This is a genomic window from Providencia sp. PROV261, assembly GCF_028477945.1.
Lineage (GTDB): Bacteria > Pseudomonadota > Gammaproteobacteria > Enterobacterales > Enterobacteriaceae > Providencia > Providencia stuartii.
Window position 1 is genome coordinate 104,700 of record NZ_JAMPMC010000003.1, and the last position, 20,977, is coordinate 125,676.

General features: G+C 42.5%; 19 protein-coding genes. 7 read left to right on the forward strand and 12 right to left on the reverse strand.

Annotated elements, in window-relative coordinates; all coding sequences use genetic code 11:
* Positions 1–24 precede the first annotated feature (24 nt).
* Both clpA and clpS read right to left on the reverse strand, forming a co-directional pair.
* Complete coding sequence (gene clpA, locus PR675_RS00900) at positions 25–2,310, reverse strand: ATP-dependent Clp protease ATP-binding subunit ClpA (RefSeq protein ID WP_004918072.1); 2,286 nt, start codon at positions 2,308–2,310, stop codon at positions 25–27.
* Between the two features lie 30 nt (positions 2,311–2,340).
* Positions 2,341–2,661, reverse strand: a complete 321-nt coding sequence (gene clpS / locus PR675_RS00905) for an ATP-dependent Clp protease adapter ClpS (protein WP_004918070.1) — start codon at positions 2,659–2,661, stop codon at positions 2,341–2,343.
* Positions 2,662–3,044: 383 nt separating this feature from the next.
* Between clpS and cspD the strand changes: the two genes are divergently transcribed.
* On the forward strand, positions 3,045–3,296 hold the full coding sequence (gene cspD, locus PR675_RS00910; RefSeq protein WP_004918068.1) for a cold shock domain-containing protein CspD: 252 nt from the start codon (positions 3,045–3,047) through the stop codon (positions 3,294–3,296).
* 103 nt (positions 3,297–3,399) lie between these two features.
* Here the strand turns inward: cspD and PR675_RS00915 are convergent, their stop codons facing one another.
* The 7 genes from PR675_RS00915 to PR675_RS00945 all read right to left on the reverse strand — a co-directional run bounded on the left by PR675_RS00915 (position 3,400) and on the right by PR675_RS00945 (position 12,510).
* Positions 3,400–4,338 carry a DUF1177 domain-containing protein gene (locus PR675_RS00915; protein WP_014657829.1) on the reverse strand — a complete coding sequence of 313 codons (939 nt, stop codon included), beginning with the start codon at positions 4,336–4,338 and terminating at the stop codon, positions 3,400–3,402.
* Positions 4,339–4,481: 143 nt separating this feature from the next.
* Entirely contained in the window at positions 4,482–5,231 is a 750-nt protein-coding gene (locus PR675_RS00920; protein ID WP_004918066.1) for an IclR family transcriptional regulator, read from the reverse strand.
* Complete coding sequence (locus PR675_RS00925) at positions 5,228–6,073, reverse strand: nitrilase-related carbon-nitrogen hydrolase (RefSeq protein WP_060560689.1); 846 nt, start codon at positions 6,071–6,073, stop codon at positions 5,228–5,230. The genes PR675_RS00920 and PR675_RS00925 overlap by 4 nt, the downstream gene beginning before the upstream one ends.
* Before the next feature lie 11 nt (positions 6,074–6,084).
* On the reverse strand, positions 6,085–7,431 hold the full coding sequence (locus PR675_RS00930; protein WP_014657827.1) for a purine-cytosine permease family protein: 1,347 nt from the start codon (positions 7,429–7,431) through the stop codon (positions 6,085–6,087).
* 284 nt (positions 7,432–7,715) lie between these two features.
* On the reverse strand, positions 7,716–9,659 hold the full coding sequence (gene macB / locus PR675_RS00935) for a macrolide ABC transporter ATP-binding protein/permease MacB (protein ID WP_004918063.1): 1,944 nt from the start codon (positions 9,657–9,659) through the stop codon (positions 7,716–7,718).
* Between the two features lies 1 nt (position 9,660).
* On the reverse strand, positions 9,661–10,764 hold the full coding sequence (macA, locus tag PR675_RS00940; protein ID WP_004918062.1) for a macrolide transporter subunit MacA: 1,104 nt from the start codon (positions 10,762–10,764) through the stop codon (positions 9,661–9,663).
* An 81-nt stretch (positions 10,765–10,845) separates the two neighbouring features.
* Positions 10,846–12,510 carry a DUF2813 domain-containing protein gene (locus PR675_RS00945; RefSeq protein WP_004918060.1) on the reverse strand — a complete coding sequence of 555 codons (1,665 nt, stop codon included), beginning with the start codon at positions 12,508–12,510 and terminating at the stop codon, positions 10,846–10,848.
* Between the two features lie 397 nt (positions 12,511–12,907).
* Between PR675_RS00945 and PR675_RS00950 the strand changes: the two genes are divergently transcribed.
* From PR675_RS00950 to artM, 6 genes are all read left to right on the forward strand, one after another.
* Positions 12,908–13,807, forward strand: a complete 900-nt coding sequence (locus PR675_RS00950; protein ID WP_004918058.1) for a lysine exporter LysO family protein — start codon at positions 12,908–12,910, stop codon at positions 13,805–13,807.
* A 142-nt stretch (positions 13,808–13,949) separates the two neighbouring features.
* Positions 13,950–15,425, forward strand: a complete 1,476-nt coding sequence (locus tag PR675_RS00955; protein ID WP_014657826.1) for a DUF2867 domain-containing protein — start codon at positions 13,950–13,952, stop codon at positions 15,423–15,425.
* Positions 15,426–15,530: 105 nt separating this feature from the next.
* Entirely contained in the window at positions 15,531–16,259 is a 729-nt protein-coding gene (gene artP, locus PR675_RS00960) for an arginine ABC transporter ATP-binding protein ArtP (protein WP_004918053.1), read from the forward strand.
* Positions 16,260–16,277: 18 nt separating this feature from the next.
* Entirely contained in the window at positions 16,278–17,021 is a 744-nt protein-coding gene (gene artJ, locus PR675_RS00965; protein ID WP_004918052.1) for an arginine ABC transporter substrate-binding protein, read from the forward strand.
* Between the two features lie 12 nt (positions 17,022–17,033).
* On the forward strand, positions 17,034–17,774 hold the full coding sequence (gene artQ, locus PR675_RS00970) for an arginine ABC transporter permease ArtQ (protein WP_004918050.1): 741 nt from the start codon (positions 17,034–17,036) through the stop codon (positions 17,772–17,774).
* Entirely contained in the window at positions 17,771–18,439 is a 669-nt protein-coding gene (artM, locus tag PR675_RS00975) for an arginine ABC transporter permease ArtM (RefSeq protein ID WP_004918049.1), read from the forward strand. Before artQ ends, artM begins: the two co-directional genes overlap by 4 nt.
* 143 nt (positions 18,440–18,582) lie before the next feature.
* Here artM and PR675_RS00980 read toward each other — a convergent pair whose 3' ends face one another.
* The 3 genes from PR675_RS00980 to PR675_RS00990 form a co-directional block, all read right to left on the reverse strand.
* Entirely contained in the window at positions 18,583–18,891 is a 309-nt protein-coding gene (locus tag PR675_RS00980) for a hypothetical protein (protein ID WP_131728118.1), read from the reverse strand.
* A gap of 322 nt (positions 18,892–19,213) precedes the next feature.
* Positions 19,214–20,341 (reverse strand): 23S rRNA (uracil(747)-C(5))-methyltransferase RlmC, encoded by a 1,128-nt coding sequence (gene rlmC / locus PR675_RS00985; protein ID WP_053110306.1) that lies wholly within the window; start codon positions 20,339–20,341, stop codon positions 19,214–19,216.
* 11 nt (positions 20,342–20,352) lie between these two features.
* Positions 20,353–20,850, reverse strand: coding sequence for a YbjN domain-containing protein (locus tag PR675_RS00990; protein WP_004918042.1), 498 nt, complete (start codon positions 20,848–20,850; stop codon positions 20,353–20,355).
* Positions 20,851–20,977 lie beyond the last annotated feature (127 nt).

The following is a 20,977-nucleotide window of genomic DNA, read 5'->3' on the forward strand; positions in this document are numbered from 1 at the left end:
AAGACACCTGTGGTCTATTTGTTGTCAGAATACCGCATCCTCCGGAGAGGCCTTGTGCACGCTACTGAAGCTATATGTCAGTGTGTTACTTTTATTATCAAGCCCGATACGTACTGAGCCGCCATTAGTTAACGAACCAAACAGTAGCTCATTTGCTAATGGTTTTTTCAGGTTATCCTGGATCACACGTGCCATAGGTCGGGCTCCCATCGCCTTATCATAGCCTTTTTCACACAACCAGCGGCGAGCCTCTTGGCTAACTTCAATCGAAACACCTTTCTCATCAAGTTGCGCTTGTAGCTCGACAATGAATTTATCCACCACCTGTATGATGATATCCATGGATAATGAATTAAACCAAATAATGCCATCAAGACGGTTACGGAACTCAGGCGAGAAGACTTTCTTAATTTCAGACATCGCATCCGTACTGTTGTCTTGCTCTGCAAAGCCAATTGAGCGGCGCTGTGTTTCTTGAACCCCTGCATTGGTTGTCATGACAACAATCACATTACGGAAATCGGCTTTGCGCCCATTATTGTCTGTCAGTGTGCCGTGATCCATAACTTGTAGAAGGATATTAAACACATCGGGATGCGCCTTTTCAATTTCATCAAGCAGCACAACAGAATGTGGATGTTTAATCACCGCATCCGTCAAAAGCCCGCCTTGATCAAACCCTACATACCCAGGAGGTGCACCAATTAAGCGGCTCACGGTATGCCGTTCCATATATTCAGACATATCAAAGCGCAATAATTTTATATCCAATGCCTTAGCGAGTTGGACTGTGACTTCCGTTTTACCTACCCCAGTAGGGCCTGCAAATAAGAAGGAGCCTACCGGTTTATGATCTTGGCCTAACCCCGCTCGACTCATTTTAATAGCTTCTGTTAATGCGGTGATCGCATCATCTTGCCCAAACACTAGCATTTTCAGGCGCGAATCTAACGTTTTTAAGCGCTCTTTATCGCTCGAAGAGACGGTTTTTTCTGGGATACGTGCGATACGCGCAACCACAGATTCAATCTCAGGCACACCAATGGTTTTCCGACGTTTGCTAGGTGCAACCAAACGTGTCCGAGCGCCTGCTTCATCGATAACATCAATCGCTTTGTCTGGCAGATGCCTATCCGTGATGTATTTAACCGACAAATCAACCGCGGCTTGAATGGCTTTTGCCGTATAACGAACATCATGGTGTGATTCGTATTTCGGTTTTAATCCATTAATGATACGTACCGTTTCTTCGGTTGTTGGCTCTACAATATCAATTTTCTGGAAGCGGCGTGCCAACGCCCTATCTTTTTCGAAAATATTACTAAACTCTTGATAAGTCGTTGAACCAATAACACGGATACGGCCACCTGATAACAATGGCTTAATTAAATTTGCCGCATCAACTTGACCACCAGACGCTGCACCAGCCCCAATAATCGTGTGAATTTCATCGATAAATAGAATGCTTTTACTGTCTTTTTCCAGCATTTTTAGCAGTGATTTAAACCGTTTTTCGAAATCACCTCGGTATTTAGTGCCTGCTAATAAAGAACCAATATCTAATGAATAGATAGTGCAGCCGTTCATGACCTCGGGGACATCCCCTTGCTCAATGCGCCATGCTAGCCCTTCCGCTATCGCTGTTTTACCAACGCCAGATTCTCCCACCAGCAATGGGTTGTTTTTGCGACGGCGGCAAAGAACTTGGATCGTTCTCTCTAGCTCTGCCTGACGCCCTACCAGCGGGTCAATTTTGCCTTGTTTAGCCAGTTGATTCAGATTGGTTGTGAAATTATCCATATGATCATCAGAAACAGGCTGTTCTTCATGATTGACGTTGCTGTTTGGCGTATCTTGCTCGGATGATGCCGAAGCTTCCCCTTTAATCGTGCCGTGGGAGATAAAATTGACAACATCTAAACGGCTTACATCATGTTTACGCAATAAATAAGCTGCCTGTGACTCCTGCTCACTGAATATTGCGACCAGTACATTCGCGCCACTTACTTCATTGCGACCCGATGATTGAACATGGAAGACCGCACGTTGCAGAACGCGTTGAAAACTTAATGTTGGCTGAGTATCGCGATTATCATTTTCAGGCAACAGTGGCGTCGTTTGCGCAATAAAGTGCTCAAGCTCTTGTCGCAGAACAACAAGGTCAACTTTACAGGCATCCAATGCTTCACGTGCTGACGCATTACTCAATAATGCCAGCAACAGGTGCTCCACTGTCATAAATTCATGTCGATTATCTTTCGCTTTTGCAAATGCGACGTTTAGACTCAGCTCCAGTTCTTGATTGAGCATAAGCACCTCCCAAAATTGATATTAGCGAGTTCACACTTTTTCTATTGTGCACAACAAAGGGTACTCATGTTCGCGCGCATAGCTGTTAACTTGTGCCGCTTTTGTTTCCGCAACCTCTGCCGTAAAGATACCGCAAACCCCTTTCCCCTGAAAATGGACATCTAACATTATCTGTGTAGCGCGTTCTTCATCAAAAGAAAAGTATTTTTGCAACACTTCAACAACAAAATCCATTGGAGTGTAATCATCGTTATTTAATATAACCTTATACATCGAAGGGGGCTGTAAAACTTGCTCCACTTCATCTTTAAAAACAACATCTGTTTTAAATGTACCAAGAAAATCGCTCATTACTTGTCGTGCTCGGAGTTAAGATTTATTAAGCATAGCCTTTATTATCAATGATTTCTATTAATCAAGATAACAATAAAACATAAATAAAATCATTTGTTTTATCAATTGCTGTTTCCGCTTAATAACAGTGTAACACGCAACCTAACGCAACTCATATGGCCTAAATTTTGTGATCTGCTTCAAAATTAATAAACTGGAGAGCGTTAGCCATATCAAATTTTTATCACTTCGCCAAAAATCAGCAAATTGATCGCTTGACGTCCGAAGGCAATTCACTACAGTATGATTTGCAGACAGTCAATATGTGTAATTATACTTAGTCGATGCATAGTGGTTATGCATTTATGTCAAACACAACTTGTAAATACGAAGGACGATGTATGGAGACAGGTACAGTTAAATGGTTCAACAACGCCAAAGGCTTTGGTTTCATCTGCCCAGAAAATGGGGGCGAAGATATTTTCGCTCATTATTCTTGTATACAAATGGAAGGTTACAGGACATTAAAAGCTGGTCAGAAAGTCAATTTTAGTATTAATACTGGCCCAAAAGGGAACCATGCCAACCTCATCATTCCGATTGAAAGCAGTACGTTGAATCATACAAGTGCAGAGGCAACGCCTCAAGAATAACCCCCGTGTAATAGAGCACAGTTAATTACTTTTCATTTAGCAATAACTGGTTTGCATGATTGGTCGTTAACTGTGTCTATTTTTTAATATCAATCTTTTGATATCAATGGGGACGGCCGTGGGTTTGTAAAAAAGAGACATCACCATAAAGTGATTTAAGCAGTGCGAATTGCTCTTCATCATAGAATTGGCAATTACCGCTACCAAATGCCTTCGCAACTTCAATCATAAACTTCACCGATGCGGCAATATCCACTTCATGACTAGCGCCTGTTGAACAACCCGGCACAATTGTCTGCGTACAAATAGCCACACCAACAACAGGGGCTGTTGTTGAGACTGCTGGCTGCATAATACTATTGATGTGATGTAATCCGTTGCCGTAAGGCGTGATATCTTGTACCGCGAGCGGGAACGTCACCGCATTCTGCCCACTGCTCCACTCCATCAAATGAAGTAAGTCCTCAGAAACAGGCAAGATATAGCCATCTTTTACCGTTGGTGACAAGGCATAACCTTTATGGTTGATCAGCCTATTTCCCTTTGTCGTGTCCACAGATAAAATAGCATCCGCTTCTGGGATGGCCTCATTTTCATTCATCGTCTCATCGTTGAGTGGTGAGTCCATAAAATCAACGGGGCTATGAGGACGTGTTGGCGCTGTTGGGCAAATATGCGTCGTAATGATCACATCCCCCATGAGGACATCACCCTTTTCTCTCATCTCGGCAAGTTTTAATGCCGTCGCAATGGCAGCAATAGCGCCATCAGCATCAGAAACCAGCCCAATACGAGATGGGCGCGCTCCGATACCCCCTAAACGCCCAATAATCCCCAATGTTGGGGCATGGTTACCTTGGCGTTTACCATGAGTACCTGGGATCACGATACGCACAAAATCACTTTGCCCTTTTCCATCTCGCACTGTTTTTGATGATGCTTCAATGGTAGTAAAGTTTTTAAACAAAGCGACAATATCATCCCCATTAACAACGGCGCTATCGATTAACTCGTAAGCACACAGGGTCTGCTTTAAACTCATATATTTCCCTTGTTATGCACTACTTTTCAGCTTATTTCTCTCGATCTCACCACTCTCCTTTAATGGTTGGTGTATAACCGTCAAAAATTAGCCTATTTCCTGGTGAAGGCGCATACACGCACAATAAATATAATATTTTTATTTTATGATTCACTACTACGTTTTAACCAATAAGGGTCACCTACCATACTGCCAAGGTAGGATGCCTTATGACATATTTTTGTCGCTAATTGCGCCAATAATTCAGAGGTAATTTGCGATGCAGGTAAACTCAAACATAAGGCATAGAGTGTACCTTGCGCAGGGTCATACACTGTACTTGAGACAGAGGCGACCCCCGGAACGGACTCATTAATTGAAAATGCCCAGCCTCGTTCCTCAATTTGATTTAACTCTTGGCGTAGCTTGTCTTGCTTTTCTTGCGGCTCTTGGCAAATGATCACTTCACGTTCACTCAAAGAGTAACGAGCTAATAACGCTTTACCTGTAGAAGTTCCCGCTATAGGCAATTTTGTTCCCGGCTGAGTGATCACTTGAAGCATGCTATTACCAATACGTGCATGCACGACTCTTACCTTATCTTTGTCTCTTAAAGAGACATAAGTGGTGAACCCCGTTTCTTTGGTCAGTTCATCGAGTGATTCAAGTGCCATATCAATCAACGGGTTCATACCCCGAGCACGATGCGCTAACTCCATAATGATCAGCCCCGGACGATAAATGGGCGCATCATTTTTCTTTTCGAGCAAACCATGCTCTGCCATCTGTTTTAATAAACGTGATGCTGAGCTTTTTGGCATTCCCAATTCATTCACTAACGTTGTCACCGTCAGTTCATCGCCAGAGCGAAGAAACAACCGATATACATCGACAACACTTGAGAGAATACTCATAACTCACCTGTAACCTGAGAATTCTGCACCAACGCCTCATAGCTTTGTGGTTTTCTATCTCTTAAATAAGGAATGTTCAAACGCGTATGAGCCTGAACACGAAAATCAACCTCACCAATGAGCAACGTTTCACCATCACAACTGGCTTCACTTAACACTTGCCCACGAGGCCCTACAATCTTACTACCGCCAAATAAATGAAGATCTTCCTCATTCCCCCAACGGTTAACTGCTAATAAGTGGCTACCATTCTCCAAAGCGCGGCACGCGGTATTGATATCCCACATATCCTTATCTTGAATACGCCATGCAGAAGGCACGAGCAGCAATTCAGCACCATTTAAGGTTAAGATACGAGCCACCTCAGGAAACCCCATGTCGTAACAGATCATCACACCAATCTTACCGAATGGAGTATCAAATACCGGATAGCTATTACCACTGCTAAACCATTGTTTTTCAATGCCAAATGCGTGGACCTTACGGTAGACCCCGCTGACACTTTCACAACCTGGATTCCACACCCCAACAGCGTTATAAACCTCGCCTAAGTAGCTTCCACGTTCAGCAAAGCCACTAACAATAGTGAGATCCAATTGCGTCGCTAGTGCGCTAAACAAGCGATAAGTTTCGCTGCCTTCATCATCGCTGAGATCCCATAGTTGGGTCGCAAGCAAATCGCCTCGATAGCCTGTTGTAGCGAGTTCAGGAAAACAGATTAATTTGGCACCTTGCTCCGCAGCTTGATGGCAGAATGCGGCCATCCGCCCTAAATTATGCTGCTTTTGACCAAGTAAAGAGTTAAATTGCGCAAGAGCAACTTTAACGCTGCTATGATCCATTGCTCTCATCCTTAATCTAAATGGTTAACTTTACGAAATTGCAGCGTATCGACACCTTTTATTCGAGCTTGCAGCAGCATCATCATCCAATAAAGGACTCCGCTAACTAGCAAAGAGTTAAGCGCTGGCACACCAAAATCAGTATCCCAAGGGCCTAATGCCGAGCTTAGCCAACCGACAACAACAGCAATAGCCCAAACAACCAACGTAATGGGATTAACTGCCTCACACAGAGTTGGAAGTTCACCCGCTGCTCTGGTTGTATCTAACTCACGCCGATCACGCTTTAATAAATAATAATCAACCACCATGATCCCCGCCACAGGTGGGATTGCTATACCTAAATAAATCAGAAAACCCACAAAATTATCTAAAATACCGAGCATCGAGGCGATCGTACCCAAAATGCCGATAACCCACGTTAGATAACGACGGTCAAACCGTTTTTTGAAGATGGCATTCAATAAAGTCGATAAACCTAGTGATGAAGAGTAGAGGTTAATATCATTCATTTTGATAGTGGAGAAGATAACGATCGATGCTCCAACCAACCCAGTTAACGTCAACATCAGGTCAAAGACTTCATTGGTACGCAGGGCAAGTGCCATCAACACTGAAATCATATTGACTAACAGCTCACCAAAAAAAGTCCCGATAAGGGTCATCCAAAAAACCTCTTTCGGGCTTTTCATGAAACGACTAATATCGGGCGTTGTGATAGCTGAAATAATAAACCCACCAGCAACCATCGTAATGGCTGCTGGTAGAGTCATAAAAGCCCCCGCAGGTTCAGTGCGATTAATAAGCGCTCCGATATCTTGCCCAGAAAGCAAGCTATAGGTTGCCCAAGCTAATGCGAGTAAAAATAGCGGCGTTGATATATTTGCGGTAATAGATAAAAAGCGATACCCATATACCGTAATAATCGTCACCGCGATACCTGTAATAAGCGACCAAGTCCCTGGTGTTAGCACATTCGTCGCTTTATACATTCCATCCGCAAAGAAGCCATTTTGTACGCCAAACCAGCCCATCAGTGAAATCGCAATTGCGCCACCAATTAAAGCAGAGCCTAACTTACCAAATCCAGACCACCTTGATAGTAGACTGATTGACATTCCTTCACGGCACGCAGCTGCACCTAAAGCCCAGCTAACAACTTGTAAAATCACTGAACCTAACATTGTGGCCCAAAACGCTTGCCAAAACGTCAGTCCATAACCCAATGCTGCACCTAACATCACCTGAGATACACAGGCTAGTGAGCCAATTCGGATTATAAGAACTTCGTAGAATGGCCTGCGAGCACTGAAGGGCACCCGAGCCAGAGAATAATCTTCACCTGTTTTATTCGCCATTTAGTATTCCTGCTGTGTGGATCTTTGCTATTAAGTTTATTGGCTTTATTTTATTTGTTCCATTTTATGGAACTAGGTTTCATTTATTCTACGAGACAAATGATATCCATGTTCGATACCAAATCGCAAGTAGAATTTAACTTTTTACATAGCTTTTTGTGTATGTAGATATAACTATAACGGGAAAACTAAAGGCTGGGGAGATAAATTGATATAAAAATAAGGATGTTGAAGTACCTCTGACCATTACAGAGGTACTTGAAAAAATACAGATAGATCTCTTACTACTCTCTTGCTAATGCATCAATAGGGTTTAATCTTGCTGCACTTCGCGCGGGTAAGAATCCAAAAATGATACCAATTGCTGTCGAACAGATAAATGCACTGATCAGCGCCATAGGTTGAAAAACGAAAGTCCAGCCGGGCAACGCCATTTGTGCCATGACACTAATGCCATAGGAAAGCCCAATCCCCATTAACCCACCAATCAAGCAGACCAGTACCGCTTCAATCAAAAATTGCTGCATCACATCACTTGTGCGCGCACCAACCGCCATACGGATACCAATTTCTCGGGTCCTCTCAGTAACGGAAACTAACATGATGTTCATCACGCCTATACCACCAACCACCAGCGAAATAACAGCGACCAAGGTTAGAAACAGTTGCATGGTACGAGTGGTTTTCTCCGCTGTTTTCACAAGCGTATCAATATTGTAAGTAAAAACGTCCTTCTTACCGTGTCGCAATGTCAATAAGCGGGTGATCTGTTGCTCCGCTGTTTTGGCATCAACCCCCTCTTTAACCCTTACGACAATACTATCCAAGTAAGGTCGATTTAAGATTTTGCTATTTACCGTCGTATCCGGCAGCCACACTGACAGCGAATTACTTGAACCAAAAATTGATTTTTGCTCCGCGAGAACACCGATCACGGTAGCTGGCATATTCCCAATCAAGATGGTTTCCCCTACCACTTGCTTTTGGTTAGGAAAAAAGCGACGTTTTGTGTTCGCATCAATCACAACCACTTGCGCCCTACGCTCTACCATGTCTGCAGTAAAGTTCATCCCTTCGGAAAACTTTTCAGCGTAGACCTGAAAATAATCACGCCCAACCCCTAATAGCTGGGCTGAAGCATCTAAATTCCCCTTACGCAATCGAGTTGATTTAGATAACTCCCCCGATACGGCTTGCACATAAGGTTGCTTGGCAATGGCGTCAACATCGGATGGCTTTAAAGATTGCCGATTCTCTGCATCATCACTACCAAAATCCTCCCCAGGGTAAACCGAAATGGTATTCGTGCCGATTGATTTTATATCATTGAGAACCATGCTTTGAGCGGCATCACCGATCACCATAATAGAGACGACTGACGCAATACCGATGATAATGCCTAACATGGTGAGTAGTGTGCGCATTTTATTAACCACCATGGCGCGCCAAGCCATTAACAGTGCTTCGCTAAACCGTCCATAGATTTGCCCTAACGACATTTTCCTAGGTGATGTTTTCTCCAATGAAGGTACGTTTGGAGCTTTAGCAGAGCCTGAGTCACTAATAATTTCGCCATCTTTAATTTCAATAATGCGTTCAGCCTGCTGAGCGACTTTGGGGTCATGGGTAACAATAATAACGGTGTGCCCCTGCGCACATAATTCTTTGAGGATTTTCATTACCTCTTCACCAGAGTGGCTATCAAGGGCACCAGTTGGCTCATCAGCAAGGATAACTTGACCACCATTCATCAACGCACGCGCGATACTTACCCGCTGTTGTTGCCCTCCCGATAACTGACTTGGTCGATATTCTGTTCGTTCACCAAGCCCGAGTTTCGCTAATAATTCAATGGCTTTTTTACGGCGTTGAGTCTTACCTGCCCCCGCGTAAATGGCGGGAACTTCAACATTTTGCTCAGCCGTTAAATGGCTAAGTAGATGGTAGCGCTGGAAAATAAAGCCAAAGTGTTCACGGCGTAACTCAGCTAGCTGATCGTTATCAAGCTGAGAAATATTTTGCTGAGCAACAAAGTATTCCCCTGAGCTAGGTTTATCCAAACAGCCGATGATATTCATTAAAGTTGATTTCCCCGAGCCAGATGCACCAATAATGGCCACCATTTCCCCTGCATCAACAGTTAATGAAATATTTTTCAATACCGTAATTTCTGTTTCACCAGCAGGATAACGTCGCGTGATCCCTCTAAGTTCTAATAAGGCTGACATATTAACTCTCCGCGTTACGGCCGGTGATCACCTGTTCGCCTTCTTTTAGTCCATCAGTGACTTCAACATATACATCATTACGGCTACCGATTTTTATTTGCCGTTTTTCAGCCTGTTCTCCCTGCAACACTTCTACCTCATAAATTTGCGGGGAAACTTCATCCCCTAAAGCAGAGAGCGGTAAAAGTAATACATTTTTATGCGATTCAAGATCAATTTTGACCTGTGCCGTCATTTGTAATTTCAGTAAATGCTGGGGGTTGGGCACTTCAAAACGTGCATAATAAAAAATAGCATCGTTGATTTTTTCAGGAGTCGGTAAAATATCTTTCAATACCCCTGAGAAGCGTTTATCTGGCGCGCCCAATACAGTAAATGACGCTGCCTGACCCGGTTTAAGATGAATAACATCCGCCTCTGACACTTCAGCTTTAACTAACATTGTATTCAAATCAGCTAATGTCAGAATGGTTGGCGCTTCCTGAGCCGCTATCACTGTTTGACCTTGTAATGTTTTGATAAACGTGACAATACCATCCATTGGCGCGGTAATTTGCGTATATTTCAAGTTTGTTTTTGCCGTATCTAAGGTCGCTTGGTTGCGCTTAATTTGCGCCTGATATGTTGCCACCTGCGCCTTTTTCACAGCGACATCCGTTTGCGCTTTATCTAAATCTTGTTTTGAGACGGCTTGGAGCTTAGATAAACTCAATTGGCGTTGATAAGTCACTTCAGCTAAGCGTAACTCTGCTTTCGCTAACGCCAAATGTGATTCCAGCTCATGGATCGTTTCTTGAGATTCTGTCACGTCGTTTTGTGCTTTTTGTGGATCAATGACCGCCAGCAAATCACCTTTTTTGACTTTATCTCCCTCTTGAACATACAGAGTTTGTAGCTGCCCACTGACCTGTGCACCGACATCAACTTTGCGCACAGCATCCAGTTTACCTGTTGCTTGAACTTGTTTATTGAGATCACCTCGGGCCACTGCGACTGTTTGAAAAGCCTCTTTTTTATCTTCCGTGAAAAAAAAGAATGCGATACCAATCGCAATTAAAATAACCAGTAAAGAAACCAGCCACTTCTTACGTGAATTTGCTCTCATTCAATCTATACCTATACCAATAAAGAGAGGGCTACGCCCCCTCATAAAATTTACCTATTTAGCCGAGCATTCGTGAATAATTTAGTAAGCTTTACCTCTTGCTAACCAAGCTACCCGAGAAAACATATTTTTGAGTTGTGATGGGATAGAATCTGGCCCTAATTCTGCTGCTCGATTGACAATAGCGATAGCAAGATCAGGTTTGGATGTTTTGGAAATTGCTTTAATAATCACACGTCGAGTCGAAACTTTCGCGTTATCCGGTATCCCTGATATCTCATGATAAAGATGTTTAAATCCTTCGCGATATAAAAAATGCTCCATATCCGGTGCCGGCAATCGAGTTAATCGGTCTCGTTCCGTGTCATGCATTTTTTCAGCGTAACTCAGCGCGGTGGCGGCATACTTCTTACCAGCCTCATCGCCATCAACAAGTGTATGCCATTCTATACCCATTTTGCTGGCAAACTTTAACAAAGGCTTAAGACCGCTTTGTGCAAACTCAATCACTTTGATGCCTTCTGTTTCAAAGTAATAGTTACACTGCCGCGCTAACTCATTCATTAACCAAATTTCAGTCTCGCCTTCAACCAATAACCAACAACGCGCAAACATCGCTGATGGCCGGTTAAAGCGGATGTGAAAGGAGATTTTCCGAATTTCCTCCGCAGATAGCTCATTCTCACCTAAGCGATAAGCCGAAACTTTGCCGGAATCGCGCACCAAGCGGCAAAGATTTTCAATCGGCACTTGCGACAGAAGCTCCCCGGAGTTCGTTGTGGTCAAGCGTTGTAAAGAAAAGAGATTGAGTAGACCCCAAGCAATCGACAACATAATTGGATGCAGGCGTGTTTCGGGGTCTTCTACAATAACCAAAGGGCGTGCATATTTATCGAGTTGGATATTGCCTTTTGACTGCAATAAAGAAGAAAACATGCCTAAGATAATTAAACGGATATTACGCTGATTTGGTTTTGCAATAATACGGCTAATATTATCTAAAGCATGCCAGCCTCTTTTGCGTGGTTCAAACTTAATTGCTGCTTTATGCTCTTGAAACAGATGGTTACTTTGCCCCGCAAAATAATGACTGAGCAGTTGCTGCATCGCATCCACCCCTTCAACCAACTCCTCGTCGCTCAAGCGTTGCGGATTATTGATTAATGCACGAGTCAGCTCTTCCATTCGCGAGTTAAAAATATCGCGTACCTCTTTTTCACCCGCAACAATCGTCTCAGTATTTAATGTGCGCAAAAAACGGGCATCACGCAAACGGATCACTGGATATAAGCGAATAATTTCTTTGATATATTTACCGACATTATCCAATGACAACTTATTTCCCCCTGCATTGAGGAAACTGCGGTCAACGCTAATGCTGCCGTCTTCTTTTAGTTCAGCACTAACGCGGTAAAAGATATGCTTAAGATCATCACCGTTATCGACCCAAACGGAGGTAAGATTACGAAAGCGAAATGAGCGATGTCGGCCTGGGCGGTTTTCACAAAATTTCAACACTATCTGCAATGAGCGAAATCGAGAGGCATCATCCCCTGTTGGATGATGAAAATCATGCTTATTAAATTGGTAATTTTCTTGTTCAGGCGAAAGTAAAATCGTCAGTGCATCCAAAAGGCTCGACTTTCCCCATGAGTTTTCACCAATTAACACCGTATTATTATTTAAAGCTAATGAGAGCCGGTTAATCCCTCTAAAACCGTAGATTTCCACTCGTTCCAGATACATACACCCTCTCCTTGCTATTAATCTATTTTTAGAGCTTACCTCTTAACTGCTGGTATGACTATAAGACAGCTCGAAAATTAAATATATTTTTACACTCAATAACTAAAGTTGTATTTCGGCAACAGACGCGGCTGGCTCGTCCGTAAAGCCACTTGACGACGTATCAACGGCAGATAACAATAGAGCTGACTAAGTTGAGCCTCCATTTATAGTGTTATAAAATAGTTAAATTTTATTTTTTAGTCTTTTTATCCTATTTTTTAGCCATAACTGGAGAAAAAGACGCTATCTTAGAACCATCTGCCAGACTGATAAAACAGCAAATAAATGAAATTAATATCAAATATAATAATTAATATATAACCCCTTGTTAATGGGATAATTATAAGGATGCAAAATGTATTCAGGACTACTCATTATTTTACTACCGTTAACGCTAGGTTATCTTATCCCTATAAAAAATAAAAAGATTTTAGATATTATACATCGAGCGTTAAATTCAATGGTTTATATCATTCTCTTTTTAATGGGGATTACACTCGCTTTACTTGAAAACTTAAGTGTTCACCTATTTTCAATTTTAATCTACGCACTCACATTCTTTGGTTGTATATTTTCACTTAACCTTATCTCACTACTGCTATTAGATAAGTTAGATCCTTGGAAAATCCCTAAGCATAAACAAGAAAAGCCTCCATCACGTTTAAAAATGGTATTTGAATCATTGCAACTGTGTGGTGTGCTATTGATTGGTTTCTTAGTTGGCTTAACTGGATTTGATTTCCTGCACTATGCCGATAAAGGCAGCCAAATTGCGTTAATGATGTTACTGCTTCTTGTCGGCCTGCAACTTCGCAATAGTGGCATGAGTATTAAACAAATCTTAGTTAACCGCCGAGGAACCACAATCGCCTTTGTGATGGCAATCAGCGCGCTAGCTGGTGGCGCAATTGCCGCATTATTACTAGGTTTACCCGTAAAAATGGGGCTAGCATTGGCCTCTGGGTTTGGCTGGTACTCATTAACAGGGATTGTATTAACCGATGCCTATGGCCCTGTCATGGGGAGCGCCGCGTTCTTTAATGACCTCGCTCGTGAACTCGCTGCGATTATGTTGATCCCTTTAATTATTAACCGCTACCGCTCAACCGCATTAGGTATTTGCGGCTCAACATCAATGGATTTTACCCTCCCAGTCCTCCAGCGAAGTGGTGGCGTCTCTATCGTACCGGCCGCTATTGTGCATGGTTTCGTGCTCAGCCTCGTTACCCCGATCTTAATGGCATTTTTCACTTAGCTATATTTCACTCACAGATTGCCACTTATTTATAACATGATAGATAAGTGGCAAGTCCTAAAATGACTATAATTAACAGCACTTTACATAAGTAGAATTTCAGTCACAATAGCGACAGATGAGAGTGAAACAGGAAACCAAGATGAACGAAAAGCAACGTGTTTTAGTATTGGGCGCCAGTGGCTATATTGGGCAAAATTTAATCCCCGAATTAATTAAGCAAGGCTATCAAGTGACAGCCGCTGCTAGGCGGGTGGATTGGATGCTCTCACAAGGCTGGCAAGATACACAATGTGTTTATGTTGATCTGCAAGACCCTGAAACACTCAAAGACGTGATGAAGGAGATCGATATTGTCTATTTCCTCGTTCATAGCATGGCTGATCATGCCAACCTGATTGAACGTGAGCGCACGGCGGCCCGCCATGTTCAGCAAGCGCTTGATCAATCGAATGTTAAGCATGTTATTTATCTCAGTTCACTACAACATGGTCACAGCTATTCTCAACATTTGATCTCTCGTCGATTAACAGGGGAGATTTTACGTGAGAGTCAGGTGCCAGTCACAGAGATCCGCTCAGCAATCATCGTTGGCTCAGGATCGGCGGCTTTTGAGATCATGCGTGATATGGTTTACAACCTCGCTATCTTAACCCCACCGCGTTGGGTACGTTCAAAGTCTTCACCTATTGCGCTGAGTAACATACTGCATTACTTAACTGAATTAGCAAAACGCCCCGTGACTGAAAGTAAAATTTACGATGCGGGTGGCCCTGAGTACATGAGCTACCAAGAGCTATTCAAGCGCTTTATAAAAATCAGCGGTAAGCGTAGATTGCTGATCCCTATCCCTATTCCTATTAGCATGATCTCCGTCCACTTCATCAGTTTGATCACCTCAGTTCCTCCGGCAATTGCTAAAGAGTTGATCCAAGGATTACAGCATGACCTGCCTGCCGACGATAAAGCCTTACGCGAACTGATCCCACAAACGTTGGTTTCATTTGATGAGGCGGTCAAAACCACCTTAGCTCAAGAAGCCGATGCTATCGACAATGCAGATTGGGGTTATGATCCTGAAGTCAAAAAACGCTGGCGACCGGGTTATGGTTTTTACCCTAAACAGGCCGGTGCCACACTCGGTACTTCGGCAAGTACAGAGTCGCTATGGCATGTTGTGCAGCAAATCGGGGGTAAAAATGGCTATTTTTATGCCAACGCACTTTGGAAAACCCGTGCCATTATGGATGACATGATGTTAAACAAAGTGAAATATGGTCGCCCCGCTCGTGAAGAGCTGCAATTAGGTGATGAAATTGATGGTTGGCGCGTCATTAATTTGGAGCCTAATAAACAGCTTAGCCTGCTCTTTGGGATGAAAGCGCCTGGGCTAGGCCGCCTGACTTTCACCATTCACGATAGCGGTAGCCGCCGTTCAATTGATGTACGTGCATGGTGGCACCCCGCAGGATTTAGTGGGTTGCTCTATTGGTTTGCCATGATGCCTGCCCATCTATTTATTTTTAAAGGCATGGCTAAACGTATTAGTGAATTGGCGTTTGAGCGGGATAAACAACTTGCAGGCAAGTCATCAACTGGGCAACAGCCGCCAAAATGATGATTGCTTAATAACAAAAAACCAAATTTTTATGCATATATTATTGCATAAATATGCTTACGGGATTAATATCTGTGTCAGTTAAACAAGGTATTATTGGTAAGCATGAGCATTCAATTAAAAAATATAAACTGTTTTTACGGCTCTCATCAGGCGCTCTTTGATATCAACTTAGAGTGCCCTGCCGGAGAAACCATGGTATTACTCGGGCCTAGCGGTGCAGGCAAAAGCTCTTTGCTACGTGTACTGAATTTGTTGGAGATGCCACGTTCAGGTGTACTTAACATTGCAGGTCAAAATTTTGATTTTGCCTCAACCCCTGATGCCAAAGCTATCCGTGCATTACGTCAAAATGTCGGAATGGTTTTTCAACAATACAATCTATGGCCTCATCTCACCGTCATGGATAATTTAATTGAAGCGCCGTGCCGAGTTTTAAAGCTGTCACGTCAAGAAGCAAAAGCAAAAGCGGAAAAATTATTAGAACGTTTGCGATTAACACAATTTGCAACGCGTTTCCCTTTGCATTTATCTGGCGGCCAACAGCAACGTGTTGCCATTGCTCGTGCATTGATGATGGAACCACAAGTTCTGCTATTTGATGAACCAACGGCAGCCCTTGACCCCGAGATTACAGCACAAGTCGTCGATATCATTCGCGAGTTGTCTGCAACAGGAATTACACAGGTAATCGTGACTCATGAAGTTGAGATTGCCCGTAAAGCCGCTAGCCGTGTGGTGTATATGGAAAACGGTCATATTGTTGAACAAGGGGATGCCAGCCATTTCACAGCACCTCAAACTGAAGCATTTGCAAATTATCTGTCACACTAATAGATATAGGATTAAGCAATGAAAAAAATTATATTAGCTGCACTACTTGGCGCTGTAACCCTATCTGCAACTGCGGCGGAAAAAGAGACCATCCGTTTTGCAACAGAAGCGACTTATGCCCCATTTGAAATGTTTGACAAAAACAACCAAATCGTGGGTTTTGACGTCGACCTTGCCAATGCGATGTGTGAAAAAATGAATGCAACTTGCACATTCACCCATCAATCTTTCGATAGCTTGATCCCAAGTTTGAAATTCCGTCGTTTTGAAGCATTGATGGCAGGTATTGATATTACGCCTGATCGCCAAAAACAAGTGGACTTCACCGACACTTATTACCCTAATTCGGCTGAGTTTATTGCCATTAAAGAGAAAGTCTCTTCTGTTGATCAGTTAAAAGGGAAAAAAATTGGCGTTCAAAATGGCACAACTCACCAAAAATATATCATGGAACAGCATAAGGATATGACGACCGTTCCTTATGATAACTACCAATCAGCTATCCTTGATCTGCAAAATGGTCGTATTGATGCTGTGTTCGGTGATACTGCTGTTGCTGACGAATGGCTAAAAGCCAAAGGCAACGAAAACTTAGCGCCTGTTGGTGAAAAAGTCACTGATCCACAGTACTTTGGTATCGGCTTAGGTATCGCGGTTCGTAAAGGTAATAAAGAGTTGTTAGATAAAATGAATAAGGCATTGGCAGAAGTAAAAGCTGATGGAACTTATGACGTTATCTATAAAAAATGGTTTGAACAATAATCGATACTGTTAATGAACAATTTTCTTTTTCTAACAAGTGCCGCCGGTATCACCGTCGGCCTTGCTGTTTCTGCTCTCATATTGGGCCTGATCCTCGCCATGTTATTTACGGCATGGGAGTCCGTGCGTTTTAAACCTATCGCTTTTTTAGGAACGTGCTGGGTCACCTTGATCCGCGGTCTACCTGAACTGCTGGTTGTGTTATTTGTCTATTTCGGCACACTGCAACTGATTAATATTTTAGGTGATGGGATAGAGATCAATCTGGGTTTCTGGCAAACCACCTTACAGATTGATCCGAGCATTTTCTTTGCAGACAGCGGTGAGTTTGACTTTACCCCCTTCGCTTGCGGTGTGGTTGCATTAGCCCTTCTCTATGCGTCCTACGCATCACAAACCCTACGCGGCGCCTTAAAAGCGGTGCCTTATGGGCAGTGGGAAGCAGGTTTAGCGCTTGGATTAACCAAACGAACCATATTCTTTCGTTTTATCATGCCACAAATGTGGCGTCATGCGCTGCCCGGCTTGGGCAACCAATGGCTGGTATTACTCAAAGATACCGCACTGGTTTCTTTAATCAGTGTTAATGATCTTATGTTACAGACTAAGACCATTGTTAACCGTACCCATGAACCTTTTACATGGTACGCTATTGTAGGGCTTATCTATCTTGCGATTACCTTATTAAGCCAAGTTATTTTGAAACGAATTGAATTGCGTACAACTCGCTTTGAAAGAGGTGAATCGCAATGATTGATTTAATTCTCGATATTTTACCTGGCTTACCAACGAGCTTATCGTTAACCTTCAGCGCATTATTTGTGGCATTTATATTGGCCGTATTATTTACGCTCATTTTGTCATTAAAAACGCCAATTATTTCGCAAGCCGTCAAAGTCTATATTACCCTATTTACCGGCACACCATTATTGGTGCAGTTCTTCCTGATTTATAATGGCCCTAGCCAATTTAAATCATTACAAAACTATCCTGTACTGTGGGAGTTTATTTCAACGCCTTGGGTATGTGCGATGATTGCATTAGCCCTCAATAGTGCTGCTTACTCAACATTACTCTTTCATGGTGCCGTAAAAGCAATTCCATCTGGGCAATGGCAATCATGCCAAGCATTAGGTATGTCTAAAGCCCAGACCATGCGGATTATTCTTCCCTATGCGTTTAAGCGCTCTTTATCATCTTATTCGAACGAAGTGGTATTAATCTTTAAAAGTACCTCACTCGCCAGTACGATCACGATGATGGATATTATGGGTTACAGTAGCCAAGTATTTGGTCAAAGTTGGGATGTAATGGCATTTGTGGCTGCGGGGATCATCTACCTCGTTGTTAACGCAATTTTGACGATCATCATGCGATTTATTGAACGTCACGCTCTTGCATTTGAGCAAAGGAACTAACCCATTTTATTTTTGAATTTAACCTATCGCAGTCATAAAAGGGCTTATGAAAATAAGCCCTTGAGGCTTGCTGATAAACAGGGATAAAACCCTAGTTTTTCCCTCTTCGTGTTATCAGCAGTCTGTTTGATTCACCATCAGGGCTAGCGTTTTACCGCTTTTAACACTAAAAATGGTGCATAACGGGTATAGCGTTCAAGATCAGGGCGCTCTTTTAGCGCACTAGCAAGCGGTTTAGGCTCTTTCAACCCTTCAAGCGTAAAACCACAATCAAGTAAGATTGAGACATAATTTTCCACCATACGATGGTACTTGATGACGTTCTCCACAAACCACGTTGTGTTCCTGCTTGATTGTTGTTGATAGCAATCAACAGGTAAATAGCGAAAATTACCCCGTATATTCGTGCAGGTATCGGCTTGACCAACCTTAAATATAATTCCAGCTATCAATATAGAGAATGGGATCCCGAAGGGAGATTAACGGATGATGTTCATTGTCTAAATCTAAAACGAAAAACAATTTTGCTTGGCGCTTAGGTTTAGAGGTTCAATATGCCGTTAATGACAATCTGTCAATGGATTTGAGTTACCGCTATCGAAGATGGCTGCACCTTTAAATCCAAAATTAAAGCTCAGTCTAATGATATTTTATTAGGTGTCACCTATCATTTCTAATTAACATTATCCGGCAGCTTATCTTTTAATAAGCTGCTTTAATTATCACACTATTCGATTAATAAAAATGTTCTAAATAATTCGCTAGGTAAGTTGTTTAGTTTTTGACTAATAATGCAATCACTTCGTAGTGCGCAGTATGTGGGAACATATCAAACAACTGCACCTTACTCACAGCATAGCCTTCCAATTGCTCAATATCTTTTGCCATGGTCTGAGCATTACAGCTTGAATATAAAATATAGTTAGGCCGCATAGTCGAAAGATATTCACATAACTCTTTACCTATGCCTCTCCTAGGTGGATTGACTAATACCAATTGAGGAATATTTCCTTTAGCCGTTGCAAACTTCGTTGAATCTAATGCTTGAAACTCAACATGTTGTAGTCCAAGCTCTTGCGCTGATTGCTTGGCACAAGCGATCGCAGGAGCACTAATTTCAATTCCCGTTAACTGAGTTTGCTTTTCCGCACAATGTAAGCCAAATCCGCCAACACCGCAGAAAAGATCCCATAAGCTAGTGATATTAAGCTTTTTAACCCACTCACGCGCTGTTTGATATAACCGAGCAGCCACAACAGGGTTCGTTTGAAAAAAACTGTGCGGCCGTATAAACAGTGGCACTTGATTTAGCTGTTCCCGTAAAACCTGCTGCTCAGTGAGATAAATTTCTTGTTCACCTTCTAATATCGCCATATGGACAGGCTGCAAATTAACCGTGATCACCGCCAATTGGGGTAATTGCTGCTGCAACCACGGTAACGCATTTTTTAGCTGCTCAACTTTTTTTTCTGAACGCAAGACAAATCGCAACAGAAACTCACCCGTATGCTGGCTTTGCGTTAATAATAAGTATTTTAATTCGCCACGTTTACGTTCAATGTTATAAGGCGTTAAACCTGCTCGCGCAATAAAAGGTTTAATGACATCAAAAACGGCTGAAAATGGCTCAGGATAAAGCGGACAATCCGTTAAACTAATTGCCTGCCCTTGTGAATTCACAATGCCCAATATTGGTTTTTCGACACTTCCACTCACCACCATTTTGGCTTTATTACGAAACCCTGATAAAGGGCTGGCAACTGGCGATTGAAATGCGTCGGCAGCCACCATTGGTAATAAAGAAACTAGGTTTTCCTGTTTTAGTTTGAGTTGTTGATCAGCTGGTAGTTCAAGCCATTGACAGGAACGACATTCGCCTGCCTCATATTTCTCACAATGCATAATATAAAAATTTAATGGAGCGTTACGGAAGGGTTATCATCAATATCAAGGTCAACAGTTTCTTCATCAAACTCATCTTGGTTCGAATACAACAAATTATTGCTATAAATTTCAAAAATGATCGATGATATTTGATCTTCTGCTTGCTGTAAGAAATGGCAAAATTGGCGATAAGTCATCCCAGCTTCAAGCGAGAAGGATTGGCTGACGATTAACTTAGGTAAGTTTTCATTATTAATTTCAAGAAAGACTTTGGCTGTCAGTGAGCTAGCGTTGATTTGGCTGATATTGGCCACTAAAGTCACGATCGCCGTTGGCTTAAGCTCCGCCAGAGCGGAAAGGACAAGAACATTATTAATAATGTCGAGTTTGGCATCAAAAATGCCCTCTATATTTTGCATATGCGGCAAATGTAGAGCAGCACAAGAATCACACTCGAAATAAGAGGTTTTGAGTTGATCAAGCCATTCACGAAGCTGTGATATGTCAGGGTAACAAATAGAATCCATGGGTAATAACCTTCTTCAACTCAAATAAAAACTAATAGAATAACACTTACCTAACCAAACCGAATTTTTTTGGCTAGAAAAGCGGATAATTTTCACACATTGGTGGTGAAAACACCAGTAAAACCAT